Annotated in this window: 25 protein-coding genes and 2 pseudogenes; 8 read left to right on the forward strand and 19 right to left on the reverse strand. The window is 60.2% G+C overall.

What is annotated here, in order from left to right:
- Positions 1 to 221, forward strand: a pseudogene (locus tag AC1DYF_RS26690) (HAD family hydrolase); the annotation flags it as partial.
- A gap of 10 nt (positions 222 to 231) precedes the next feature.
- Here AC1DYF_RS26690 and AC1DYF_RS26695 read toward each other — a convergent pair.
- The 4 genes from AC1DYF_RS26695 to thrC are packed head-to-tail and all read right to left on the reverse strand — an operon-like array spanning position 232 to position 6,476.
- Complete coding sequence (locus AC1DYF_RS26695; protein WP_477880365.1) at positions 232 to 3,081, reverse strand: EAL domain-containing protein; 2,850 nt, start codon at positions 3,079 to 3,081, stop codon at positions 232 to 234.
- A gap of 53 nt (positions 3,082 to 3,134) precedes the next feature.
- The gene (locus AC1DYF_RS26700) at positions 3,135 to 3,746 is read right to left on the reverse strand and encodes a GNAT family N-acetyltransferase (protein ID WP_477880120.1); all 612 of its coding nucleotides are present in this window, start codon (positions 3,744 to 3,746) and stop codon (positions 3,135 to 3,137) included.
- An 18-nt stretch (positions 3,747 to 3,764) separates the two neighbouring features.
- Entirely contained in the window at positions 3,765 to 5,060 is a 1,296-nt protein-coding gene (locus AC1DYF_RS26705) for a M16 family metallopeptidase (protein ID WP_477880366.1), read from the reverse strand.
- 18 nt (positions 5,061 to 5,078) lie between these two features.
- Positions 5,079 to 6,476 carry a threonine synthase gene (gene thrC / locus AC1DYF_RS26710; RefSeq protein WP_477880122.1) on the reverse strand — a complete coding sequence of 466 codons (1,398 nt, stop codon included), beginning with the start codon at positions 6,474 to 6,476 and terminating at the stop codon, positions 5,079 to 5,081.
- 241 nt (positions 6,477 to 6,717) lie between these two features.
- Here thrC and AC1DYF_RS26715 point away from each other — a divergent pair, with 241 nt between their 5' ends.
- Complete coding sequence (locus AC1DYF_RS26715) at positions 6,718 to 7,329, forward strand: hypothetical protein (RefSeq protein WP_477880124.1); 612 nt, start codon at positions 6,718 to 6,720, stop codon at positions 7,327 to 7,329.
- Positions 7,330 to 7,360: 31 nt separating this feature from the next.
- Here AC1DYF_RS26715 and AC1DYF_RS26720 read toward each other — a convergent pair whose 3' ends face one another.
- The gene (locus tag AC1DYF_RS26720) at positions 7,361 to 7,969 is read right to left on the reverse strand and encodes a YqgE/AlgH family protein (RefSeq protein ID WP_477880126.1); all 609 of its coding nucleotides are present in this window, start codon (positions 7,967 to 7,969) and stop codon (positions 7,361 to 7,363) included.
- 118 nt (positions 7,970 to 8,087) lie between these two features.
- Between AC1DYF_RS26720 and AC1DYF_RS26725 the strand changes: the two genes are divergently transcribed.
- The 5 genes from AC1DYF_RS26725 (at position 8,088) to AC1DYF_RS26745 (ending at position 13,507) form a co-directional block, all read left to right on the forward strand.
- Positions 8,088 to 8,891 (forward strand): protein-disulfide reductase DsbD domain-containing protein, encoded by an 804-nt coding sequence (locus tag AC1DYF_RS26725; RefSeq protein ID WP_477880128.1) that lies wholly within the window; start codon positions 8,088 to 8,090, stop codon positions 8,889 to 8,891.
- A 49-nt stretch (positions 8,892 to 8,940) separates the two neighbouring features.
- Positions 8,941 to 9,426: a redoxin family protein gene (locus AC1DYF_RS26730; RefSeq protein ID WP_477880130.1), complete on the forward strand. Its 486-nt coding sequence runs from the start codon at positions 8,941 to 8,943 to the stop codon at positions 9,424 to 9,426.
- Between the two features lie 125 nt (positions 9,427 to 9,551).
- Positions 9,552 to 10,817 (forward strand): flavin monoamine oxidase family protein, encoded by a 1,266-nt coding sequence (locus AC1DYF_RS26735; RefSeq protein ID WP_477880131.1) that lies wholly within the window; start codon positions 9,552 to 9,554, stop codon positions 10,815 to 10,817.
- 155 nt (positions 10,818 to 10,972) lie between these two features.
- Positions 10,973 to 13,060: a putative bifunctional diguanylate cyclase/phosphodiesterase gene (locus tag AC1DYF_RS26740; RefSeq protein ID WP_477880133.1), complete on the forward strand. Its 2,088-nt coding sequence runs from the start codon at positions 10,973 to 10,975 to the stop codon at positions 13,058 to 13,060.
- 63 nt (positions 13,061 to 13,123) lie between these two features.
- Positions 13,124 to 13,507 (forward strand): helix-turn-helix domain-containing protein, encoded by a 384-nt coding sequence (locus tag AC1DYF_RS26745; RefSeq protein WP_477880135.1) that lies wholly within the window; start codon positions 13,124 to 13,126, stop codon positions 13,505 to 13,507.
- Here AC1DYF_RS26745 and rnhA read toward each other — a convergent pair.
- The 14 genes and pseudogenes from rnhA to coxB form a co-directional block, all read right to left on the reverse strand.
- Complete coding sequence (gene rnhA / locus AC1DYF_RS26750; protein WP_477880137.1) at positions 13,494 to 13,934, reverse strand: ribonuclease HI; 441 nt, start codon at positions 13,932 to 13,934, stop codon at positions 13,494 to 13,496. The two genes, AC1DYF_RS26745 and rnhA, sit on opposite strands and share 14 nt — an antisense overlap.
- Positions 13,931 to 14,908 (reverse strand): homoserine kinase, encoded by a 978-nt coding sequence (locus AC1DYF_RS26755; protein WP_477880139.1) that lies wholly within the window; start codon positions 14,906 to 14,908, stop codon positions 13,931 to 13,933. The genes rnhA and AC1DYF_RS26755 overlap by 4 nt, the downstream gene beginning before the upstream one ends.
- Positions 14,909 to 15,326: 418 nt before the next feature.
- Positions 15,327 to 16,325: a 4-hydroxy-3-methylbut-2-enyl diphosphate reductase gene (gene ispH, locus AC1DYF_RS26760; RefSeq protein WP_477880141.1), complete on the reverse strand. Its 999-nt coding sequence runs from the start codon at positions 16,323 to 16,325 to the stop codon at positions 15,327 to 15,329.
- 86 nt (positions 16,326 to 16,411) lie between these two features.
- Positions 16,412 to 16,759: pseudogene (locus AC1DYF_RS26765) on the reverse strand (DUF1304 domain-containing protein); the annotation flags it as partial.
- Between the two features lie 32 nt (positions 16,760 to 16,791).
- Positions 16,792 to 17,547 carry an SURF1 family protein gene (locus AC1DYF_RS26770; RefSeq protein ID WP_477880143.1) on the reverse strand — a complete coding sequence of 252 codons (756 nt, stop codon included), beginning with the start codon at positions 17,545 to 17,547 and terminating at the stop codon, positions 16,792 to 16,794.
- Positions 17,516 to 17,899 carry a DUF983 domain-containing protein gene (locus tag AC1DYF_RS26775; protein WP_477880145.1) on the reverse strand — a complete coding sequence of 128 codons (384 nt, stop codon included), beginning with the start codon at positions 17,897 to 17,899 and terminating at the stop codon, positions 17,516 to 17,518. Before AC1DYF_RS26775 ends, AC1DYF_RS26770 begins: the two co-directional genes overlap by 32 nt.
- Positions 17,896 to 18,420 carry a L,D-transpeptidase family protein gene (locus AC1DYF_RS26780; RefSeq protein ID WP_477880147.1) on the reverse strand — a complete coding sequence of 175 codons (525 nt, stop codon included), beginning with the start codon at positions 18,418 to 18,420 and terminating at the stop codon, positions 17,896 to 17,898. Before AC1DYF_RS26780 ends, AC1DYF_RS26775 begins: the two co-directional genes overlap by 4 nt.
- Before the next feature lie 65 nt (positions 18,421 to 18,485).
- A complete protein-coding gene (locus tag AC1DYF_RS26785) occupies positions 18,486 to 18,767 on the reverse strand; it encodes a GNAT family N-acetyltransferase (RefSeq protein WP_477880149.1) in 282 nt (93 codons plus the stop codon).
- Between the two features lie 76 nt (positions 18,768 to 18,843).
- Positions 18,844 to 19,722 (reverse strand): cytochrome c oxidase subunit 3, encoded by an 879-nt coding sequence (locus AC1DYF_RS26790; protein WP_477880150.1) that lies wholly within the window; start codon positions 19,720 to 19,722, stop codon positions 18,844 to 18,846.
- A gap of 53 nt (positions 19,723 to 19,775) precedes the next feature.
- The gene (locus AC1DYF_RS26795; protein ID WP_477880152.1) at positions 19,776 to 20,390 is read right to left on the reverse strand and encodes a cytochrome c oxidase assembly protein; all 615 of its coding nucleotides are present in this window, start codon (positions 20,388 to 20,390) and stop codon (positions 19,776 to 19,778) included.
- Positions 20,390 to 20,539, reverse strand: a complete 150-nt coding sequence (locus AC1DYF_RS26800) for a hypothetical protein (RefSeq protein ID WP_477679694.1) — start codon at positions 20,537 to 20,539, stop codon at positions 20,390 to 20,392. The genes AC1DYF_RS26795 and AC1DYF_RS26800 overlap by 1 nt, the downstream gene beginning before the upstream one ends.
- Positions 20,540 to 20,541: 2 nt before the next feature.
- Positions 20,542 to 21,498, reverse strand: coding sequence for a heme o synthase (locus tag AC1DYF_RS26805; RefSeq protein ID WP_477880153.1), 957 nt, complete (start codon positions 21,496 to 21,498; stop codon positions 20,542 to 20,544).
- Between the two features lie 67 nt (positions 21,499 to 21,565).
- Positions 21,566 to 23,266 (reverse strand): cytochrome c oxidase subunit I, encoded by a 1,701-nt coding sequence (gene ctaD, locus AC1DYF_RS26810; RefSeq protein ID WP_477880155.1) that lies wholly within the window; start codon positions 23,264 to 23,266, stop codon positions 21,566 to 21,568.
- Positions 23,267 to 23,288: 22 nt separating this feature from the next.
- On the reverse strand, positions 23,289 to 24,167 hold the full coding sequence (gene coxB, locus AC1DYF_RS26815; RefSeq protein ID WP_477880156.1) for a cytochrome c oxidase subunit II: 879 nt from the start codon (positions 24,165 to 24,167) through the stop codon (positions 23,289 to 23,291).
- A gap of 438 nt (positions 24,168 to 24,605) precedes the next feature.
- On the opposite strand from coxB, the gene AC1DYF_RS26820 reads away from it, so the two are divergent.
- Positions 24,606 to 25,151, forward strand: coding sequence for an invasion associated locus B family protein (locus tag AC1DYF_RS26820; protein ID WP_477880157.1), 546 nt, complete (start codon positions 24,606 to 24,608; stop codon positions 25,149 to 25,151).
- Positions 25,152 to 25,162 lie beyond the last annotated feature (11 nt).

A 25,162-nucleotide genomic window follows, 5' to 3' on the forward strand; every position in this document is an offset into this window, starting at 1 on the left:
GTGCGGACCCGTCGCGCTGCCTGGTGATCGAGGATTCCACCCATGGCATTCATGCGGCGCGCGCCGCCGGCATGCGGGTGATCGGCTTCACCGGTGGTTCACACACCTACCCGACACATGCCGACCGCCTGACCGATGCCGGCGCCGAAACGGTTATCTCGCGCATGGTGGAACTGCCGCAGATGGTCGAGGCTTTGAAGAATTGGCGCGAGCTCGCCTGAGGTTTACGCTTCAGGCCCGCTTCGTCAGCGGGAAACGTTCTTTCAGCAATCGCAGCACGGAATCGGCGCCGATCGGCGGTCCGAAATAATAGCTCTGGCCATATTGGCAGCCCATCTCGCCGAGCTTGATTGCGTCCTCTTCGCTCTCGATGCCCTCGGCGACCAGGGTCATGCCGAGTTCATTGGCCATGGAGACGATGGCCTTCAGAAGCACGTCGCGCTTTTCGCTCTGGTCCCGAACCAGCGTTCGGTCGATCTTCAGCGTATCGAACGGAAAACGCGTGATATAGCCGAGCGAGGAGAAACCAGAGCCGAAATCGTCGAGCGCCAGGCCGATGCCGATCTCGCGCAGCTTTTCCAGCACCAGCCGCGACTGTTCCGGATTTTCCATCACCAGTGTCTCGGTAAGTTCGAGCTTGAAGCGTTCCGGGTCGCAGGCGGAGCGGTCGAGCGCCCGGCGAATGTCGTCGGTCAGGCTCGAATTGATCAGTTGCGCGCTCGACAGGTTGACCGAGACGAAGAACGGCACCTCGCCCGTCTGACCCAGCCATGAAGACAGGTCGGCCGTGGCACGCTCGAAGGCGAAGATACCGAGCTCACTGATGAAATTGGCGCTTTCGGCCAGCGGAATGAATTCAGACGGCGGCACGCTGCCGCGCCTCGGGTGATCCCAGCGCATCAGCGCCTCGAAACCGGCGATCTCCGCATCGTCCAGCCGCACGATCGGCTGGTAGACCATCGACAGTTCCTTGCGCTCGATGGCACGACGCAGATCGCTTTCGAGCTGCAGCCGGTCGGATACGGCCATGCGGAAGGCGGGCTGGAACGGTTCGACGCGATCGCCGCCGCTCTTCTTGGCACGGTACATGGCAAGTTCCGCGTCGTTGAGCAGACCTTCGGCGGTGGTTGCCGGATCCGTCCAGGAGACGACGCCGATCGAGGCTGTGAGGATGATCTCCTCATTGGCAAAGTTGATCGGCACGGAAATGGCCTTGGCCACGGCCTCGGCAAAATCGGCGATCCGAGCGGGATCGCTTTCGGAGACCAGAATGATGCCGAACTCATCACCCGCGAGCCGGCCGAGCGTATCCTGGGGCTGCAACAAGCGGCGCAGGCGGCGGGTGAGCGCGATCAGGATATTGTCGCCGGCGGCGATGCCGAGCGCGTCGTTGACCTGCTTGTAGCGGTCGATGTCGATGCTGAGTACGGTGGGCCGCATTTCGGCTTCCCGCGAAGCCAGCGCCAATAGCGACTGCAGGCGATCGAGGAAGAGCTGGCGGTTGGGCAGACCAGTCAGATTGTCGTTGAGCGCGTCGTTGAGCAGCCGTTCGACAATGTTCTTCTGTTCCGTCACGTCTTCGACAATGCCGACACAGCGCGAAATCTCGCCATTGCCTGACAGAACCGGCCGGGCGCGGATCGAAAGCCAATGATATTGGCCGTCCTCGGCGCGGACGCGAAAATCGTGGCAAAGCCGGCCGCGCTTTTGCGCCAGCAGGATGTCGAGCGTGGCGCGGAAGCGGTCGCGATCATCGGGATGCAGCCGCGGCAACCAGTTGCGCGCCGGTCCGTGCAGTGATCCCGGCAGTGCACCGAGCTTGACGGCGATGTCGGGAATAGTGGTGACGCGATCGCGCGACACATCCCAGTCCCAGATCGTCTCGCCGGAACCGGTCAGCGCCAGCGACTGACGTTCGAGATCGGAGAACAGGCCTTGCTGATAAGCGCCGCCGGCAAAGGCATGCTGCATGACGGTGAAGCCGATGAGCAGCACGATCAGCACGAGGCCGAAGGCCAGCGCCGGTTGGACGATGTCGTTGTCGAGTTCGCCGGTTATCGTCAGCCAACCGCCGAACAGCCAGGCGAGCACCACCAGCCAGGACGGGATCAGCAGGATGGCGCGATCATAGCGATGGAAGCCCAAGAAGATGATCAGCACGCTGCCGACAACTGCCGTCAGCGCGAAGGAGAGCCGGGCAATGCCGGAGGCAATCGACGGATCATAGATCGCCACGCCGAACAGCGTGCCAAGGCCGAGCACCCAGGCAAGCGTGGCATAGGCAAGATTGGCATGCCAGCGACTGAGATTGAGATAGGTGAAAAGGAAGATCACCAGCCCCGAGGCGACCGCAACTTCGGCGCCGGCGCGCCATATCCGCTCGTCGAGCGTGCGGTCGCCGAAGAGCTGTTCGAGGAAGCCGAAATCGACGCAGACATAGGCGAGCACCGCCCAGGCAAGTGCCGCCGTCGCCGGCAGCATCGACGTACCCTTGATGACGAATAGATTGGTCAGGAACACCGCGAGCAGGCCGGCAATGCCGAGCACGATGCCGCGATAGAGCGTAAACGCGTTGACCGTATCCTTGTAGGCCTCGGGTTCCCAGAGATAGAGCTGCGGCAGCTTCGGCGAGGTGATCTCGGCGACGAAGGTGATCACCGAGCCGGGATTGAGCGTGATCGAGAAGACATCGGCATCATTGTTCTGCACCCGGTCGAGCGCAAAGCCTTCACTCGGGGTGATCGCCAGGATGCGGTCGGAACCGAGGTCCGGCCAGAAAATCTTGGAATTGACCAGGCGGTAATGCGGCGCAACGATCAGCCGTTCGAGCTGCTCATCGGAGACATTGGCAAGCGCGAACACCGCCCAGTCGCCATTGTGATGCTTGGACGTGGCGCGCACTTCGATGCGGCGGACGATACCGTCGGTGCCGGCCGCCGTCGATACCTGCAGTGCCTCGCCCTGATTGGCGTAGATTTCGGCCACGCTCGTCAGGTCGAGCGCCTTGTCTTCACGTGAAATCTTCACCGGTTCCAAAGCGAAGGCGGAAAAAGGCAGAATCAGAACGACCAGAAACAACAGTGCAGCAAGGCACCCGCCCGTGCCGGGGGCGCTCGGCTTTTTTGCAGTTATGGTCAAACTATTCCGGCCCCGTACCTGGTGTTCTTATTGGCGATCAGCGCATAGAGAAGATGATCGCGCCATTCGCCTCTTATTTTCAGATAGTCCTGCATGTATCCTTCGCGCTGGAATCCGGCTTTTTCAAGCAGGCGGATGGAGCGTTCGTTTTCCGGAATACAGGCAGCCTCGATCCTGTGCAAGTTCAGTCGTTGGAAGATGTGCTGGACAGTGACGTTAACGGCGGCGCTCATGTGCCCCCGCCCGGCATACCGCTCGCCCATCCAATAGCCGATCATGCAGGATTGCGAGGCGCCGCGGCGGATATGGCCAATGGTCAGGCCACCGAGCAGGTCATCGGTGCGGCGTGAGAAAAGCAGGAGCGGCAGTGCAATGCCCGAGGCGAATTCCTGGTTGGAGCGGATGACGCGATTGCGGAACGCCGCCTCCGTCAAGGCATCCGATTCCCAGGCCGGCTCCCAGCGCTCGAGAAAGGAACGGCTCTCGCTGCGCAGCGCATACCAAGCCTTGTAGTCTGAATTGCGTGGCAGCCGGAAATAGTGTTCCGGGCCTGCAATCTCCTCCGCCGTTGTTTGCCTGGACAGGAAGCCGAACACCGATCGCGCCATCCCTGACCTACCGAGGGCCTATTCCGCAGCGGTCTTGTGCGCCGATGCACCGCCGAGCACATGGGTAAGGTCGCTATAGGACGTCAGGTGTGCGACTGGCCCGATGGCCGAAAGCGTTGGCGTGGTGTTGAAGAACAGACGACCGGCGAGGTCGGTCAGGCGATCAGGCGTAATGTCGGCAAGTCGCTGCATCAGTTCATAGTTCGGGATCGGTCGGCCATAGAGCATCATCTGTCGGGCAATCTGGCCAGCGCGGGCGGCCGGGCTTTCCTGGCCCATAAGCAGTTGAGCACGGATCTGGGCACGAGCGCGGTCGATCTCTTCCTGCCTGATGTTCTCGGCCGATTTGCGGAGCTCCTCGACGAGGACCGGCGTGAGTTCCGGCAGATTCTCGCTGCCGGTTGCCGCGTGGATGCCAAAAATGCCGGTATCGGAGAAACCCCAATGAAAGGCGTAGACCGAATAACAGAGGCCGCGGATTTCGCGCACTTCCTGGAACAGGCGAGACGACATGCCGCCGCCGAGGATATTGGCGAGGATTTGCGAACAGTAGAAGTCGCGCTGATGATAGGCCTTGCCCTCGAAGCCGAGCAGCACCTGCGCATCCATCAGGTCGCGATCCTCGCGAACTTCGCCGCCGAGATAGCGTGCCGGCTCGATGATGAAGGGCGCGGTCGGCTTGGTCGGCAGGTTTTCGAAGCGCTTTTCGACTTCCGCCACCATGTGTTCATGGCGGACGGCGCCGGCGGCGACGACGAACATGCGGTCGGCGACATAATTGCGCCCTAGATAGCGGCGAATCTCATCCGACTTGAAAGCCATCACGGAGCCGGGCGTGCCGAGGATCGGACGACCGATGGTCTGGCCGCGGAAGGYGGTTTCGGAGAATTTATCGAAGACGATGTCATCCGGCGTGTCGTTGGCGGCGCCGATCTCCTGCAGGATGACATTCTTCTCGCGCTCGAGTTCCTCCTCGTCGAAGACCGAATTGGTCAGAATATCGGCGAGGATGTCGACGGCGAGCGGCACATCGTCGCTCAGCACGCGGGCATAATAGGAGGTGGATTCAGTGGACGTGGCAGCGTTGACTTCGCCGCCGACATTCTCGATCTCCTCGGCGATCTGACGCGCGCTACGGCGTGTCGTGCCCTTGAAGGCCATGTGTTCGAGGAGGTGGGCCAGGCCGTGCTCGTCCGCAGCCTCGTTGCGCGCCCCGGATTTCACCCAAACGCCGAGAGCGACGCTATCGAGATTACGCATCTCTTCAGTGACGACGGTCAGGCCTGAAGGAAGCGTAGTGGACTTTACATTCATGAGCAATTACGGCGCCGGTCAGTTCCCGATCCGGGCATGCTCGGCGATGAAATTTTCCACCGTCTTTATGTCCGCATTGAGCACGTCGAAGCGCTCCTCCCTAATCATGAGGTCATCGAGCCACGATGGCAGTGCGGGACTAATACCGCAAGCTTTTTCTACAGCCAAGGGAAATTTTGCCGGGTGCGCCGTGGCCAGCGTCACCATAGGGGAGTTGATTTTCTCGGTCTTCTTGGCGGCAGAATAGCCGATCGCCGAATGTGGATCGAGCACGTAGCCGATCTCTTCATTGACCTTGCGGATGGTGCGGTTCACCTTCGCTTCAACTACACTCACCGCCTTGAAATCCTTGCGGATGGCCTCGAGCGCCGTCTCTTCTATGGTGAACGAGCCCGACTGCTTGAGCCCATCCATTGCCGCCCGCACCTTGGCTGGGTCGCGGTCAAAAGCCTCGAACAGCAGGCGCTCGAAATTGGAAGAGATCTGGATGTCCATCGACGGCGAGGTCGTCGCCTTGACTCCCTTCATCTCGTAGCGGCCGCTTTCCAGCGTGCGATCGAGAATGTCGTTCTCATTGGTGGCGATGACCAGCTTGCCGATCGGCAGGCCCATGCGCTTGGCGGCATAGCCGGCAAAGATATCGCCGAAATTGCCTGTTGGTACCGTGTACGAAATCCTGCGGTCCGGGCCGCCGAGTGAAATCGCCGAGGTGAAATAGTAGACGATCTGGGCCATGATCCGCGCCCAGTTGATCGAATTGACGCCGGCAAGCTGCATGCGGTCGCGGAACGGCGTGTCGTTGAACATCTCTTTGACGAGGTTCTGGCAGTCGTCGAACGTGCCCTTGACCGCGATGGCATGCACATTGGCGTGCTTCGTCGTGGTCATCTGCCGCTGCTGCACCGGCGAGACCTTTCCTTCCGGGAAGAGGATGAAGATATCGGTGCGCTCGCGGCCACCAAAAGCGTCGATCGCCGCACCGCCTGTGTCGCCCGAGGTCGCGCCGACAATGGTGGCGCGCTGGTCACGCTTGGTGAGCGCCCAGTCCATCAGGCGGGCGAGCAACTGCATCGCGACGTCCTTGAAGGCCAGGGTCGTGCCATGGAAGAGTTCGAGGATGAAGGAATTCGGGCCGGTCTGCACCAGCGGCGTGACGGCCGGATGGCGAAAGGTGGCATAGGCCTCGTCGATCATCTTCCTGAGATCGGCAGCCTCGATCTCGCCGCCGACGAACGGCGTCAGCACGGCTTCGGCGATCTCCTGATAGGTCTTGCCGCGCCAATCGCGAATTTCCTTTTTGGAGAAATGCGGCCATTCTTCAGGTATATAGAGCCCGCCGTCGCGTGCCAGCCCCGTCAGCAGGGCATCCGAGAATCCGAGCACCGGGGCCTGGCCCCTGGTCGAAACATACCGCACCTATCCACCTCGTCCGTCCGTTGTATCAGCCGCCGCGGAAGCTATCAGCAAGGCCACGGGTCGACTGTTCCCTTTGCGCCCGCGATGGCCCCGAAAATGGCTGAATCTTTGTTGTGGCCAATCGATTTTTTATTTTGCCGCTGATATAGACCAAACCTGCAGGCCATGAAAAGGTCTGATTGCACAAGATAAAAAGCGGCGACAATCCGTCGATTTCGTGAATTCAACAAGGGGGGCGCCAGTGTCCGGCAAATACCTCAGGATGCTTTCTTCGCTGACGGCCGTCGCGCTCGCAGCAAGTTGCTCAACAACCGAAACATTCAGTTTCAGCAAGAAGAAGGACGAGGCGCCGGCGCCGACCGATTCCAAAACGCCGGTCGTGGTGCAGGGCCAGTGCCCGTTCGTCTATCTGCGCGAGGGCACCGCGGTCTACGCCCAATATGCCAACCAGCCGAAGAAGCGCATCAAGAAGAAGAAAGACGAACCTGCGCCTCCGCCACAGGCCAACGATCCCAATTCGCTGGTCATGCAGGCGACGCTCGACCAGACGACACGCCAGTGCTTCCAGACCGCAAATGGGCTGACGGCAACCGTCGTCGTGCATGGCCGCCTCGTCATCGGCCCCGCTGGCAAGCCGGGCTCGGCCTTCACGCTGCCGATTCGCGTCGCCGCCACGGATGGCGAAAACACCGTCTTTTCCGAGCTCACGCAATTCCCCGTGCAACTGCCCCCGGGCCAGAGCACGATGCAGTTCGTGTTCACCAAGGAAAACGTCTCACTCAAGGAAGTCGACCCGGGTGGCTTGACGCGCATGTTTGCCGGGATCGACGAAGGGCCGTACAATACCAAGTGAGATGTAGAGCGGAGGAGGCTGGCTCCTCTTCTTAGCCGTGCCCGGCTTCCATGGACAGCATGGCGGGCTGGATGCCCATCAGCGCCAGCGCGCGATTGTATTTGCCTTCGAGACTGCGTTCGAAGATCAGGTCCTCGTCGGCGGGGCAGGAGAGCCAGCCATTGTTGCCGATCTCGGCCTCGAGCTGGCCGGCGCCCCAGCCCGCATAGCCGAGCATCAGCGTCGCCTTGCTCGGTCCCTTGCCGCGGGACATGGCGCGAATGATGTCCACTGTCGCGGTCAGGCAGATTTCGTCGCTTACCGGGATCGAGGACTGCGTCAGGTAATCATCGCTGTGCAGCACGAAGCCGCGGCCGGTTTCCACCGGGCCGCCCTTTTGGATCGGGATATCGCGGGTCGAATCCGGCAGCAGGATCGCATCCTCATCGGCAATCACCTTGAGGTGCAGCAGGATGTCGACGAAGGAGAGCTGCTGCGGCTGGTTGATGATGAAGCCCATGGCGCCTTCGCTCGAATGGGCGCAGATATAGACCACGGCTTTGGAAAAATTGCTGTCGCCAATCCCCGGCATGGCGATCAGGAACTGACCGTCAAGAAAACCACGCTCGCCTTTGTTCTTCAGCGTCTTGATATCAACCATGCGGACAGCCTATCAATTCACGGTGAAATGAAAAGGACGAAGATGCATTTGGGGCCTTTTTTTCGTAAACACGGAGACGTAAAAGACAGACCTTGAAATGCATGGATCGAGGATGCGCATGAAAAGCATTGCGGCATATGGGGTTGCGCTTGTCGCCCTGCTGACAGCCTCCACCGCGCTTGCCGCCATCAGCGATTGGGCGACATCGGAAGGCGGACGCATGCGGCTTTCGGCGCTCAGCGATGACGGCAACGGAAGACTGACCGCGCTGCTCGAAATCCAGCCGGCGCCCGGCTGGAAAACCTATTGGCGCAATCCCGGCGATGCCGGTGTGCCGCCGCAGATCGATCTCTCCGGCGCGGAGAACCTCAAACTGGTAAAGGTCGATTATCCGACGCCGGAGATCGGCATGGACGAGGCTGGCCGCTTCATCGGCTATCATGCGCCTGTTGGCATCGTGCTCGAACTCGAAAAGCCCAAGCCCGCCGAACCGTCAAAACTCTCCGCGGATGTGTTGGTCGGTCTATGCAGCAATATCTGCCTGCCGTTTCAGTCGCATTTCGATCTGTCGCTTACCGATTCCAGCCGGCCTCAAGCTGACGAATTCATGAACATTCAGATGGCCAAGGCGGCGCTACCCGAACTGCCATCCGCCGATTTCGAGATCATCAAGTCCGGGCTCACGGCAGGCGGCGCCTCGTTCGAAGCGACCCTGACCATTCCCGGCAAGGAGATGCCGGATGTCGCCATAGCGCCCTCCGAAGGGCTGCTGTTGGGCAGGCCCACTGTCATCGTCGATGCCGGCAAGGCCACGGTGCGCTATCCGGTCAACCGGCTGCCGAAGGAACTCGCCGGTGCGACCGTGACATTGCTCGTCAAATCTGCGGGGCGGGCGATGGAAGCCACGCTCGCCCTGAAATAACCCACCACCAAGCCAAGCCATCCACCAACCGAACCGAGGAGAGAATCCGGTGACCATTGCAATCGGAGACAAAGTCCCTGCCGTCACGCTCAAGGAAAAGACTGCCGATGGTGTCAAGGATATCGGCATCGCCAGTCTGCTCGCCGGCAAGACTGTCGTACTGTTCGGCGTGCCGGGTGCCTTCACGCCCACCTGCTCGCTCAATCACCTCCCCGGTTTCCTCGAAAACCGCGATGCCTTCTTCGCCAAGGGCGCCGACGAGATCGCCGTCGTTTCCGTCAACGACCATCACGTGATGAATGCCTGGGCCAAGGCCTCCGGCGGCGAAGGCAAGATCCGCTTCCTTGCCGACGGCAATGCCGTGTTCACCAAGGAGCTTGGACTTGAAGTGGATCTTTCCGGCGGTGGGCTTGGCCTGCGCTCGAAGCGCTACTCGATGCTGATCAAGGACGGCACGGTGGTGCAGCTCAATGTCGAGGAGAAGACGGGCGAAGCGGAGATCTCAGGCGCTGCAACGCTGCTGGGCCAGATCTGAAGTCAGCTTCCCTTCCAGGCGGTCCTCGCTCCTGTTCGGGTGCCGCCGCCATTTCGCTGATTGAACATCCATTCAATATGTGAAAACATGCCGCAATCATTTCTGTCACTTGCGGAGACTTCATCATGGCGCGGCACGATGTGATCGTTATCGGCGGCGGCTTTACCGGGCTGTCGGCAGCGACGGCACTTTGCCAGGCCGGCCGTGATGTGCTGCTGATCGAGGCACGCGACCGCGTCGGCGGCCGTGTCGAATCCCGTATACTGGCCGATGGAACGCGTATCGACACCGGCGGGCAGTTTCTGTGCGAGGATATGCCTGAGGTGACGGCGCTCGCCAAGGCGCATGGCAAGACCTTCGTCAGACCCCACTTCGACGGCGACATCGTCTTCCAGCCGCCGATGTCGCTGGAAAGAGGTTATGCGGCGCTCGCAGGGGTCGATGCGCTACGCGAGCGGATGCGGGCCTGGGATCTCGCCGACCCCGCCGTCCAAACAATGACGGTGGCGGAATGGGTTGCGCGCCAGGATGTCGACGACGACGTCAGAAACGGCTTCCTCAGGCTGGTGGACGGGTTGTGGTGCCGCTCGGCTTCGGAAATCTCCTTTCTCTATCTTGCATCGAGCGACCGGCGCATCACCAACGAAATTTTCGAACTGGAATTCTTCCTCGCCGAAACCATGCATGCGCTGGCCGAGGACCTTGCAGCGACGCTGAGCGACCGGCTTCTCCTGGGTTCGCCGGTGACGCGCATCCGCCATCACGGCGATGGCGTCGAAATCTTTTGCGGCGATCGCTGTTTCGAGGCTGCATGCGCCATCATCGCCGTGCCGCCGGTGATGGCGCGGCGGATCGTTTTCGAACCCGCCCTCCCCGCTCGTCTGGCAGGCGCACTCAAAGCCTGGGGCAGCGGCGCCGTCGTCAAGATTCTCATCCGTTACCCACGGCCGTTCTGGCGGAAACGTGGCCAGAGCGGCTCGATCATGTGGCGCGAGCCGAGAGGCTTCTTTGCCTGCGATGTCTCACGCGGCGATGGGGAAGGTGCGATCGTGGTTTTCATCGGCGGCCCCGCGGCTAGCCGATGGCATGAAGAGGGCGAAGCCGCATTGCGCGCCTTTCTTATCGATCAATTGACGGTGGCGTTGGGTGAGGAAGCGAGCAGACCCAGCGAGATCGAATTGCGCGATTGGGTGGATGATGCCTGGACCGGCGGCGCCTATAGCGACGTGATCGTCGACCTGCATTCGGCCGATGCTGAAGATGTCCTGCGGGAAGGACTGCCAAACCTGCAATTCGCCGCATCGGAATTGGCCTTGTCTTTTCCTGGCTATATCGAAGGCGCTATCGTCGCCGGCAAGGAAATCGTGCGTAAGTTGCAGTCATTCCAATGACCGGCTGAATCCTTCACGGCTCGAGATAAGTGTCTGGCAAACATCAAAGATTATTCATTAATCATACAAGATGCCTACGCTGCTGCTTAATTATATTTCAATAATAAATCCCGACATTGAGGCCTGTCAGGCATTCCATACGGTCGTATTTCCTCATGATTTCTGTTATAAATTGCATCGTCGAGCAGCACAATATCTGGCTCGTGCTCGTAGCCGCCGTGGTCTGTGTGGCCGGCTGCTGGGCTGTTGTCAGGCTACATCGACGCGGCAGCGGCACGAGCGGTGCGGAGGCCATCGGATGGCAGTTCCTGGCGGCGACAGCGGCGGGTGCCTCGATCTGGGCAACGCATTTCATCGCCATCATCGCCTATGAGCCAGGCACGCCGGTCTCGTTCGACCCCGTTCTGACGATCATCTCGCTCATGGTTGCCCTGATCGGCTCGTTTGCAGGTCTGATGGTGGCCGGCATGATCCATACCCGTTGGGCGCCTGCCGCGGGTGGCGCGATGGTCGGCTTTTCGGTCGCCACCATGCACTATACCGGCATGATGGCCTATGTGGCAGAAGGCGTGGTCGAATGGGACATTCGATATCTGGTCGCTTCCATTGTGCTTGCCGCGGTCATCACCGCATGTGCGGTGCATGTGGCGAGCCGCCGCGACCATAAACTCGACAGCAATTTGGCCGCCGTCGGCCTGCTGACGCTTGCGATCGTCAGCCTGCATTTCACCGGCATGACAGCCTTCCGGCTGACGCCGCTGGTGATCTACAAGGACTATACCAATCCGGCAGCAATGCAGGCTATGGCGCTTTCCGTCGCGCTGGTCAGCCTGATGATTGTCGGCGCCGTGCTGGCGAGCTATCTCATCGATGGCCAGACCCGGGCGCATTCGCTGAGCCAGCTCAAGCACATGGCAATGAGCGACCCGCTGACCGGGCTCGCCAACCGCGCCTCCTATAACGAGCATCTCGACGCCCGCATCAAGCTCGCCGCCAATGGTGGACAGAGATTTGCGCTTGCCGCAATCGATCTCGACCGCTTCAAGGAAATCAATGATTTGCGCGGCCATTCCGCTGGCGACGAGACGCTGAAAATCCTGGCGCAACGCATGCGCGACTTCAACGACGGCAGCCTGTTCATCGCCCGTATCGGCGGCGACGAATTTTCGATCATCATGCCGGTCGGCGACCGCAACACATTGCGCAAGACGCTGATGAAACTGCGCGCCCAGCTGCTGCAACCCTTCACCATCGACGACTGCGAGCTCATGGTCGGCGCCAGTATTGGCATCTGCATCTATCCCGATGACGCCAATGACACGACGCTGGTCAACAATACCGACCTAGCGCTCTATCGTGCCAAAACCGAGATCGCCGACAAGATCTGCTTCTTCGACAATGTGATGGACGAAGCCGTCCGCACGAGGCGCGAGCTCGCCGCCGAACTTCGCCACGCGCTCGAACACGATCAGCTCGAAGTCTTCTACCAGGTACAGACCTCGGTGTCGGAAAAGCAGATCACCGGATATGAAGCGCTGTTGCGCTGGCAGCATCCGCAACGCGGCTATATCCCGCCGTCTGAATTCATTCCGCTGGCCGAGGAAAGCGGCCTCATCCTGCAACTCGGCGAATGGGTGCTACGCACCGCCTGCACCGAATTTGCGGCGCTCGACCTGCGCGTCGCCGTCAACCTGTCGCCGATCCAGTTCCTGCATCCCAACCTGCCTGGGCTCGTCGCCGACATTCTTGCCGAGACCGGTATGAAAGCGGTGAAGCTGGAGCTGGAACTGACGGAATCAGCGATCATCCACGACAAGGAACGCACGTTGATGCAGTTGCAGGAGATCCGCAAGCTTGGCGTCACGATTGCACTCGACGATTTCGGCACCGGCTATTCTTCACTCGACACGTTGCGCGCCTTCCCCTTCGACAAGATCAAGCTCGACCGCACCTTCATGGAGGAGCTGGAGACCAGCGAGCAGGCGCGCTCGATCATCCGCGCCGTGCTGGCGCTCGGCAAGAGCCTGGCCATCCCGGTTCTGGCGGAAGGCATCGAAACCCGCGACCAGCTGGCGATCCTGCGCGCCGAAGGCTGCGACTCCGCCCAGGGTTATTATCTCGGCCGGCCGGCACCGCTTGCGACAATCTTTCCGGACCTGGAAGACGCCAATATCGGGCGGTTGCGTGCCGCAGTCGCGGACCTGAGTGACGAAGGGGATGCCGAAGACAAGGCTGTGGCCTGACATCGAGAAAGCGAGTATTGCAACAAGGGCAGACTGCCGGTCGAACATAGCGGAGAGCGTTGGATGGATAGGACGACAGCCATCGACACGCCGAAAGAGCACGAACAGGCGATCGACGTGATCGGCCGTATCATGGCGCTTCAAACACCCGACGATGCCGATCTTGCCATGCTGGAGACACTGGCTATTCGCGTCGCGCGCTACGAAGAAACCATGTTTCCTTTGGGGCAGCCGACGGTATTGGAAGCCATCCGCTTCCGCATGGATCAGATGGATCTCAACCAGGCCGGGCTTGCGGAATTGATCGGGTTTCCCAAATCGCGGATTTCCGACCTCTTGAGTGGGCGGCCGCCGCTGTCGCTGGAGATGATCCGTGCCGTGCATGAGAAGCTTGGCATTCCCACAGATATCCTGATCGGCAAATCGAAAGCCGCTAACGCCTCTTGAACGGCTCCATCCCCTTGCGGGCCAGTTCATCGGCACGTTCATTCTCCGGGTGCCCAGCATGGCCCTTGACCCAGTGCAGCGTCACCTTGTGCTTGTGCTGTGCCTCTTCCAATGCCTGCCAGAGTTCGACATTCTTCACCGGCTTCTTGTCAGCGGTCTTCCAACCGTTCTTTTTCCAGCCAAAAATCCATTTTGTGATGCCGTCCTTGACATAGGCGCTGTCAGTATAGAGGTCGATCTCGCAGGGCACTTTCAGCGCCTGGAGCGCCGAAATGGCGGCCATCAGTTCCATGCGGTTGTTGGTAGTCTCGGCCTCGCCACCGAACAATTCCTTCTCGACATCGCCGTAGCGCAGGATGGCGCCCCAGCCGCCCGGGCCAGGATTGCCGGAACAAGCGCCGTCGGTGAACACATCGACATGCTTCATGCGGTCACCGGCAGAACAAGGCCGTATTCGGCGGCGTTTTTCACATGCTGGTGAAAGCGCAGCTTGCGCATATATTCCATAGGGTCTTTCTTGGTCACCAGTGCGCCGGCCGGCGTCATGATCCAGTCGTAGAGGCGAGTGAGGAAGAAGCGCAGCGCCGAGCCACGGCAAAGCAGCGGCAGTGCCGCGATCTCGGCTTCGGAGAGCCGGCGGGCCGACTGGTAGCCTTCGATCAGCGCCATGCCCTTGGTCATGTTGTAGGACCAGTCCTTCTCGAAGCACCAGGCGTTGAGGCAGACCGACAGGTCATAGGCGAAGAAGTCGTTGCAGGCAAAATAGAAGTCGATGAGCCCTGATAGATGATCATCCAGGAAGAAGACATTGTCCGGGAACAGGTCGGCATGGATCACGCCGGCAGGCAGACCGGAAGGCCAATGGTTTTCGAGGAAGGCGAGTTCAGTGCGGATTTCGGAAATCAATCCGGGTTCGATCTCATCAGCGCGCGGCTCGGATTTCTCCCAGAGCGGCCGCCAGCCGGAAACGCCGAGCGCATTTGGCCGTGGGATCGTAAACCCCTCCCCCGCCAGATGCATCTGGGCAAGAGCCGCACCAACTTCGCGGCAATGCCGCGCCTCAGGCTTTCTCAGCCACATGCCTTCAAGGAAGGAGATCAAGGCCGCCGGCCGGCCAGCGAGCGCTCCGAGCAATTTTCCGTCACGGCGCGCCACCGGCAGAGGGCAGGACAAGCCGCGATCGGCAAGATGCTGCATCAGGCCGAGGAAAAACGGCAGGTCGGCCGGATCGACACGCTTCTCATAAAGCGTCAGGATATAGGGAGCCGTGCTGGTATGCAGAAGGAAGTTGGAATTTTCGACACCCTCAGCGATGCCCTTGTAGGACATCAGCGCGCCTGCTTCGTAGTCGGACAGGAATTTTGCGAGTTCGTCCTCGGTGATATCGGTGTAGACGGCCAAGTTCTCGTTCCTGTTCCAGTTCTTGAGACGTTGAGCTCAACATTGCATGCGGGATGGTCGGTCTGATCTACCCCGTGAACTTTCTTCGTTAAAGCCATAAATGCGACGCCAACGAGGAATGAAGCAGCGTAGATCGAGGCGTGGATGGCCAGTCGCTTTTTCTGTTCAGCAAGCCTCGGATCAAGCCATGCCTTACCGCGAACCTCATAGGACCTTGATAGCCTCTGGGCGCCCTTCAGCGGTTCGTCGGTAGAAAGCTGCCGTGTCTGTTTATTTACGCTCGAAATTATCCGAGCCAGAGAAATCCACGCGATAAAGAACGATCGCACCAATATAATGAACCAAGCGACCACCACGACGAAAAAAATGACACCAATTATTTTACCCAGGATTTCCAAGGAGGTGGTGTCCGTGATCGTCAGCCATTAACCCACGCCATGTCCGCATGGGTCAGCTCGATGTTGCGCAGTTCGCGGTTGACGAGGAAATGCTCGTTCTCCTCGGCCATTTCCGCCAGCTCGACCGTGGTGTCGTAACGGGCGCGGAAGGCGTCGATGATTTCGTTGACTATCACTTCGGGCGCGGATGCGCCGGCCGACAGCCCCACCGTAGCGAGCGTGCCGTAGGCGTCCCAATCGATCTCGGACGCGCGCTGGACGAGCGCCGCATGTTTAGCGCCGGACTTCAGCGCCACCTCCACCAGTCGCTTGGAGTTGGAGGAATTCGGGGCGCCGACGATCAGGAAGAGGTCGCAGCCGGGTGCGGCGAGTTTGACCGCCTCCTGGCGGTTGGTGGTGGCATAGCAGATCGAATCGGCAGCCGGCTCCTGCAAGGCCGGGAAACGCTCCTTGAGCTTGGCGATCACGCCTTCGGTGTCATCGACCGAGAGTGTCGTCTGGGTGACGAAGCCGAGCTTTTCGGGGTCTGCCGGCTGGTAGCGCTCGGCATCTTCGACGGTTTCGAGCAGCGACACAGCGCCATCCGGAAGCTGGCCCATTGTGCCAATCACTTCCGGATGGCCGGCATGGCCGATCAGGATCACGTGTCGGCCAAGACGCTGGTGACGTAGCGCCTGCTTGTGCACCTTCGACACGAGCGGACATGTCGCATCGAGATAGAAGAGATTGCGTGCCCTGGCGTCGGCAGGCACGGATTTCGGTACGCCATGCGCCGAGAAGACCACCGGTTGAGCGCGATGGGCTTCAGGAATCTCACCGAGTTCCTCGACGAAGATCGCACCCTTGGCCTCCAAACCTTCGACGACATAGCGATTGTGGACGATCTCGTGGCGGACATAGACGGGCGCGCCATAGGCTTTCAGCGCCAGCACGACGATCTGGATGGCGCGGTCGACGCCTGCGCAAAAGCCGCGCGGAGCGCAAAGGCGGATGGTGAGCGGATTGTTCGTTTCGATCATCTGAGCTGTTTCATCGTGGATTGAGCGGTCTGCGGCTTGCCGCAGCAGTCCGTCATATCAAAATAGGGATTGTCGAAGCCGACGGTAATAACCAGCGCAACAAGTGCCGGCAAGCCCTGGACATAGAGGATGCGCCGCGACACGGTCGCGGCGCCGAACAATGCGGCGATCACAACGCAAGCGAGAAAGAACATCTTGATATAGAATTCGAAAATACGGCTTGGTTCCATGAGCGACCAGAAGAGGCCAGCAGCGAGAAAGCCGTTGTAAAGGCCCTGGTTGGCTGCCAGGACCTTGGTTATTTCGGCACGTTCCGGCGTATTGCGAAAGATTTTCAGGCCTGTTGGCCTCGTCCACAGGAACATTTCGAGATAGAGAAAATAGAGGTGCAGCAGCGCGACCGCCGCCACAAGCAAATCTGAGAGAATGTCCATGACCTGCCTTCCGCTCACTCTTTCATTCTGATCTAGCGCCCCTTGCGGCGCATGGCCAGCGCCGAGATCACCACAAGCGCCGCCGCAAGCCCATACCACGTGACGGCATAACTGAGATGATTGTTGGGCAGGTCGATCTGAGTGACGCCACCGAGCGGAAGGCCGCCGGGATTCGGCGCTGAGCCAGCGTCGACGAAGAAGGGCAGTACCTTGGTGCCGTCAAGACCGGCGCTTGCGGCCATCGCGGCCATGTCCTTCCAGAAGAACAGGTTCTTGGCAGGCTCGTTGTCCGGCACCATGAAGGACGGCTTGACCGTCAGCTTGACACGCGCAAGCCCATTCACCGTGACGTCGCCTTCGATCTCGCCCGCCTTGCGTTTTGCCGGATCCTTCAACTCGTCTGGCACGAAGCCGCGGTTGATGAAGACAATGCGGCCATCGGCGAGCGTCAGCGGCGTATAGACGTAGAAGCCCGGCGCGCCGTCGCTCGTGGCGAGGAAATAACGTTCCTTGGCATGGTCGAAGCGGCCGGTGAGTGCAATCGCGCGATAGTCAATGTCGACACCCTTGGCGATGTCCGCAAGCGCCTGATCGGCCGCGATTGGTGCAGCGGTGCGACGCGCATCGATCTCGGCAATCAGGCCTTCCTTCCACTGCAACCGCTCGACCTGCCAGGTGCCGAGCGAGATGAGGATAAGGAAAGCCACGCCGAGCGCAATGAATGTGCCGATCCGGAGCGACGGCTTGACGGCACCCTCAGCCACGATCAATCTCGCCCTGGCGCGCATTGTTGCGGTATTGCAGCGCGATCAGCACGGCTTTCATCACCCGAAGCAGCCAGAGGCTGAGCACGATGGCCAGCGGAATCCAGATGATCAAATGCAGCCAGAGCGGCGGACTGTAGGTCACCTCAACCCAAAGGGCGAGGCCGACGACGATGAAACCGATGATCATGATGACGAACACTGCCGGCCCATCGCCGGAATCGGCAAAGGAATAATCGAGCTTGCAGGCCGTGCAGGCTGGCCTGAGCTTGATGAGGCCATCGAACAGCCTGCCCTGGCCGCAGCGCGGGCAGGAACAGGTCAGGCCGGCTTTGATGGGATCAATGGGCGCATATAAGGCTTTGTCTTCGGTCACGGTCTGATTTCTATCGGCGTGTTGTTGGGAACCATGTCCCATATTTCCTGCATCTCGACGTTGGTAACCGCTACACAGCCATCCGTCCAATCAAAAAGCTGCATGAACGGACCTGCCCAGCCGAGATAGTTCGGCTGGCCGTGGATCATGATCATGCCGCCCGGATCATATCCCTGCTGTTCCGCCAAGGTGACCTGGTCGGCGTCCGGATAGGAGATATGGATCGACTTGAAAGCCATACTTTTGCCGTTGCGCCAATCGAGTCGATAAACACCCTCCGGCGTCTTCTGGTCACCTTCACGGCGTTTCTGCCCCGAGGCATTGCCTCCCAGCGACACACGGTAGACGGCCATGACATGCCCTTCGCGCAACAGCACCAGTCGTCGCGCAAATTTTTCGACCACCACACGATCGGCTTTGAAGAGGTCGACTGGAATGCGGGTCGCAGAGAGCGCCAGAAGCAGAACCGAAAGACAAACGAGCATCAGCAATCTGCCACCGGAACATTCAGGCCACTGCATGCTATCTCCCCCGCGCTCGGCGTGAGAAAAGCTTGAAAGCAGTTATGGCCGAAATCGTGGCATACTCAATGTGCGATGATATCCTGCCATTCCGGATGCCGTTCCACCTGCGCCTTGAAGAACGGGCAGAGCGGGATGACCTTCCAGCCACCGGCTCGGGCGGCTTCGACCGCATGCAGCGCGAGTTCGCGACCGACGCCCTGGCCGCGATAGATGTCCGGCACTTCGGTATGGTCGATGATGATCAGCCGCGGCGAGGCGCGGGAGAACGTCATCATTGCCTCCTGGCCCGGTTCCCCAGTGACGTAGCGTCCGCCCTTGGCACTGTCCTCGTCGCGTATGTCCATATCGATCTTCCTGATGCACAAATGAAAGGCGCCCGGTTTCCCGGGCGCCAAGTGTAGAGCAAATTGCTTGTTCCGATCAACCGGCCGCCAGCGGCGCGCCCCAGCCGCCCCAGACATAGACGGCGAAAAATAGGAACAGCCAGACGACGTCGACGAAGTGCCAGTACCAGGCAGCAGCCTCGAAACCGAAATGCGCCGTCGGCGTGAACTGGCCCAGGGATGCACGGATCAGGCAAACGAGCAGGAAGATCGTGCCGATGATGACATGGAAGCCGTGGAAGCCGGTCGCCATGAAGAAGGTCGCGCCATAGATCGACTCCGAGAAGGAGAACGGCGCATGCGCATATTCGTAGGCCTGGACCGAGGTGAACAGCATGCCGAGCAGCACGGTCAGCACCAGGCCCTGGATCAGGCCCCTGCGGTCGTTGTGCAGCAGCGCATGGTGCGCCCAGGTCACCGTCGTGCCCGAGAGCAGCAGGATAACAGTGTTATAGATCGGCAGATGCCAGGGATCGAGCACTTCGAGGCCCTTCGGCGGCCATTGGCCACCGGTGAAGGCGACGCGTGCGGCCTGGATCGTCTCGCCGGAATAAAGGCTGGCATCGAAGAAGGCCCAGAACCAGGCGACGAAGAACATCACTTCGGAAGCGATGAACATCATCATTCCGTAGCGCAGATGCAGCGACACGACGCGAGTGTGATGGCCTTCCTGGCCTTCCTTGATCGTGTCGCCCCACCAGGAGTACATCGAGTAGAGTATGACGATCAGGCCGATGAAGAACAGCCAGGGATTGGCGAGATTGCCGCCAAACATATGGAACTCGCTATTGTGCAGCCAGCGCATGAAGCAAACGGCGCCGAACATCAAGATGAACGCGCCGATCGACGCAATGATCGGCCACGGGCTTGGATCGATGATGTGGTAGTCGTGTTGTTTCTGGTGTGCGTCTGCCATTTTGTCCCCGGCTCTCCATTCCCCTTGCCCGCGGCGCATCGGCCGCAGCCAGACTACAATTTCTTTGCGTTCGAAGCCTCGTTCGCATCCGCGACCGGCTTCTGTGTCTCCTTGCCGTAGAGTGTATACGACAGTGTCAAAACTTTCATCCCCAGTGTTTCCGGCGCCGTCTTCATGTCCGGATCGACGAAGAAGACCACCGGCATGTCGCGCGTCTCACCCGGCTTCAGGGTGATATCGGTGAAACAGAAGCATTCGAGCTTGTTGAGATAGGGCCCGGCCGTCATCGGCGTGACATTGAACACGGACCGCGCGGTCTTTTCCCGCGTCGAATGATTGGTCAGGCGGAACTTCACCTCGACCGTCTCGCCGAGGCGCGGGTCGACATAGTCCTGCAGCGGCTTGAAGTCCCAGTTCAGGTCGGAGGCGACATTGGTGTCGAACTCGACGCGAATCCGGTCATTCAGGATACGGTCGGAGGCCTGTTCGACCCGTCTCACCGTGCCGTTGAACCCGGTGACACGGCAGAAAAGATCGTAGAATGGTACCGCGGCGTAGGCGGCGCCGACCATGACGCCGACGAAGACCAGGCACGACACCAGCACCGCCAGATTGTTGCGCTGCGGCTTCTTCGGGCCTGGCTCGTTAACGGACGCCAGTTCGCTCATCACTGATGGCCTCCCGGCACCATGCGGATGATCGTGATCGCGTAGAATATGATGACCAGCGCACCGAGCACGACGCCGAGCGCGACATTACGGTTGCGGCGCGAGCGCTTCTGGCGTTCGGTGAGTTCGATCGTTTCGACCTTTTCCATGGTCAGATCCTTCCGCCAACGGCGTGATAGAGGCCAGCGCCGAAGTGATCCAGCATCAGGCAGAGAAAGATCGCAAACAGGTAGACGATCGAATAAGCGAACAGCTTCTTGGCCGGTTTCATTGCCGGATCGCCATCCGGCATCCGCCGACAGAGGACCGAATACCAGACAAAGCCGACGCCGAGCAGGCCGGACACGGTGCCATAGACCGGCGAGGCGAAGCCGAGAATGGCCGGAGCAACGCCGGCGACAGCGGTCAGCACGGCATAGACGAGAATCTGGTCCTTGGTGACCTTCTCACCCGCCACATTCGGCAGCATCGGCACGCCGACGGCGTCATAGTCGCGCATCTTGAACAGTGCGAGCGCCCAGAAATGTGCCGGAGTCCAGAGGAAGATGATGAGGAACAGCGAAATGCTTTCAATCGACACGCCACCGGTGACGGCTGCCCAGCCGATCATCGGCGGGAAGGCGCCCGCGGCGCCGCCGATGACGATATTCTGCGGCGTCCAGCGCTTCAGCCACATCGTGTAGATGACCGCATAGAAGAAGATGGTGAAGGCCAGCAGCCCGGCTGCGAACGTATTGACGGCAAGGCCGAGCACCGCGACGGAAAAGCCTGACAGCGTGATGCCGAAGGCCAGCGCCTCGCGCGGCTCAATGCGGCCCGCGGGGATCGGGCGCTTGGCGGTGCGGCTCATCACGGCATCGATATCGGCGTCATACCACATATTGAGCGCGCCCGACGCGCCCGCACCGACGGCGATGCAGAGGATGGCGATGACGCCGATGACCGGGTGGATGTGGCCAGGCGCCACGATCATGCCGGCCACCGCCGTGAAGATGACAAGCGACATCACCCGCGGCTTGAGAAGCGCGAAATAGTCCTGGAACGTCGCCTCTGATATCCTCAGCGGTTCCGCACCGGTCACAGTGTTTTCGCTTTCCAATAGTGCCATTTCAGTCTCTACAGATAGTCATATCAGTGAGAGAACCGCCACCGGCGGTTCCCTAGATTTCCTGCGCTTACTTGATGCGCGGCAGCTGTTCCCACTGGTGGTAGGGCGGCGGCGAAGAGAGCTGCCATTCCAGCGTGTCGGCGCCAACACCCCAGGGATTGTCGCCAGCGACACGCTTCWTGGAGAAGGCCTCCCAGATGCCGGCGAAGAAGATGACCAAGCCAACAGCCGAGATATAGGAGCCCATGGAGGAAACAAAGTTCCAGCCAGCATACGCATCCGGATAGTCGATGTAGCGGCGCGGCATGCCGGCGAGACCGAGGAAATGCTGCGGGAAGAACACCAGGTTCACGCCGATGAAGGTGACCCAGAAGTGCAGCTTGCCGAACGTCTCGTTGTACATGTAGCCGGTCATCTTCGGGAACCAGTAATACCAGGCGGCGAAGATGGCGAACACGGCGCCGAGCGACAGCACGTAGTGGAAGTGCGCGACGACGAAGTAGGTGTCGTGGACAACACGGTCGAGGCCGGCATTGGCGAGCTGCACACCCGTGACACCACCAACGGTGAACAGGAAGATAAAGCCGATCGCCCAGAGCATGGGAGTCTTGAACTCGATCGAGCCGCCCCACATCGTGGCGATCCAGGAGAAGATTTTCACGCCGGTTGGCACCGCGATGACCATGGTGGCGAAGACGAAGTAGCGTTGCGCCTCAAGCGACATACCCACCGTATACATATGGTGAGCCCAGACGATGAAGCCGACGCCGCCGATCGCGGTCATGGCATAGGCCATGCCGAGATAGCCGAAGACCGGCTTCTTCGAGAAGGTCGAGACGATGTGGCTGATGATGCCGAAGCCCGGCAGGATCAGGATGTAGACTTCCGGATGACCGAAGAACCAGAACAGGTGCTGGAACAGGATCGGGTCGCCGCCGCCTTCAGGAGAGAAGAAGGTGGTGCCGAAATTGCGGTCCGTCAGCAGCATGGTGATGGCGCCGGCGAGCACCGGCAGCGACAGCAGCAGCAGGAAGGCGGTGATCAGCACGGACCAGGCGAACAGCGGCATCTTGTGGATGGTCATGCCGGGGGCGCGCATGTTGAGGATCGTGGTGATGAAGTTGATCGCACCGAGGATCGACGAGGCACCGGCGATATGCAGCGAGAAGATCGCCAGGTCGACAGCCGGGCCGGAAGAGCCTGTGGTCGAGAGCGGCGGATAGAGCGTCCAGCCACCGCCGACGCCGTGGAAGCCCGACGTGCCATCGGTGAACATCGACAGGAGCAGGAGAAGGAAGGCCGGCGGGATCAGCCAGAAGGAGATGTTGTTCATGCGCGGGAAGGCCATGTCCGGCGCGCCGATCATGATCGGCACCATCCAGTTGGCGAAGCCGCCGATCATCGCCGGCATGACCATGAAGAAGATCATGATCAGCGCATGCGCAGTGACGAAGACGTTGAACATCTGCTTGCCGGCATCGACGGCTGCGTTGGCGTCAACGCCATAAACCATCTGCGCCAGACCGTGGAAGATCTGGATGCCAGGCTCCTGCAGTTCCATGCGCATCAGTACGGAGAGCAGGAAGCCGACACAGCCCGCGAAGATCGCGAAGATCAGGTAGAGCGTGCCAATGTCCTTGTGGTTGGTCGAGAACAGCCAGCGGGCGGCGAAGCCCGGCTTGTGGCTGTGACCGTGATCATCATGCGCAACGTGCGCGTCATGATGATCATGAGCGGAATGGGTGTCGTGTACGGAATGGTCGGCCATGGCGGTCACTTCCTCGAAAAACTTACTTCGCGGCAACGTCGACGGTCTTCTTCGGACCATCGACGGCGGCCATGAGCGCCTTGTAGGCGGACGGCAGATCGGTCGCAGCAGCGGCAAGCCAGGCATTATATTTGGCTTCCGGCACGACACGGATGGCGATCGGCATGAACGCGTGATCCTTGCCGCACAATTCCGAACACTGGCCGTAGTAGAGGCCTTCCTTCTCGGCCCGGAACCAGGTCTCGTTCATGCGGCCCGGAACGGCGTCGACCTTGATGCCGAAGGACTGCATGGCGAAGGAATGGATGACGTCGCTCGGCTCGGAAGTGACGATGACGCGTACGGTCTTGTTGAGCGGCACGATGAGTTCGTTGTCGACGGCGAGCAGGCGGGGATATTTTTCAAGGTCCGTCTTGCCGGCTGCCGCGCGGTCGGAATCCTGCAGGATGTTGGAATCGAAGGAAAGGCCCTTGGCTGCCGGATATTCATAGGTCCACTTCCACTGCGTGGAGGTGACCTTGATCGTCAGGTCCGGCTTTTCCGGCTGGGTCAGTTCCATGGTGAGCAGTTGGAAGGAGGGAATGGCGAAGGCCAGCAGGATGACGACCGGACCGACCGTCCAGAGGATTTCGATCAGCGTGTTATGGCTGGTCTTGGACGGCACCGGGTTGGCGCTGGCGCGGAAGCGGATCATGACGATGATGAGCAGCGCGAGGACGAAGAGCGTGATCGGAACGACGAACCACAGCGTATAGTGATTGAACCAGCGAACCTCTTCCATCACAGGCGTGGCCGCCTGCTGCAGGTCCAGCTGCCATGGCACCGGCTTGTCGGCATAGGCCGCCGACGCAGACACGAGGCCCGTGAAGGCTGCCAGCGCCGCTAGAACTTTGTTCTTCACGAATAAATCTCCCCACTTCTTTGACCAGGATCAACCCGACCATACAGAATCCCTCTACGGCACCTTAAAACCATAGTTTCAGGCCTGCCGCAACAGCAGCAGCCCCCGTTTAATGCGGCATTTTTGCACAAGATCAAGACCCAGTGACAAAAATTCCAGGTTTTTCAAATGCAAAGCGATTTCTCAAATCGGACAACAGCTTGCCGTGCTTTTGCCCAAGTCGCGGCTATGTAGCTAGACGGTCTCGGCGAAGCTGGTTTCGCCACGATTTACGCTGGCGGCGTTTCGTTCTAAGCAGGTTCGGGAAAAGTGCCTCGCGGTTTTCCGACAAGAACCTGCGACAAGACGAAGGGCTCCAAGCGGATGAATCGTTGGCTTGCCAACGAAAGTCTGCTTAGAGAGCCTGACGAACGAACGGCGCCTTGATTCGAGGTTTTTATGAACGTCCGCCTTTTCCTGCGGCTTGCGGTTCTCGCAATTGCATTCGCGGCCTCTCTGGCGGGATCGGCGCGCGCCGCCGCGACGAACACCGCACCGAAGCAGTATGGCGCCTGGTCGATCGTCTGCAACCGGCCTACGGGTGCAGCGGAGACGCAATGCGCGCTGATGCAGAACGTCATCGCCGAGGATCGCCCGGATGTCGGGCTGTCCGTGGTCGTGCTCAAGACCGCCGACCGCAAGGCGCGCATCCTGAGAGTCCTGGCGCCGCTCGGCGTACTGCTCGATCCGTTCCAACCCACCGATGGCGGCCTGGGGCTGATCGTCGACGGCAAGGATCTCAACAAGACGCAATTCATCCGCTGCTTCTCCGAAGGCTGCTATGCGGAAGTGGCTCTGACCGACGACCTGCTCAAGATCTTGCGCGCCGGCTCGACGGCGGTATTCTGGATCCGCGACCAGCCGAAGACGGCGGCGAAGGACGAGCGCATCGGCATTCCGGTGGACCTCAAGGGGTTCGCCCAGGGCTATGACGCGCTGCCATGATTTTCAGGAGA

The organism is Rhizobium sp. P2_G9, assembly GCF_056403475.1.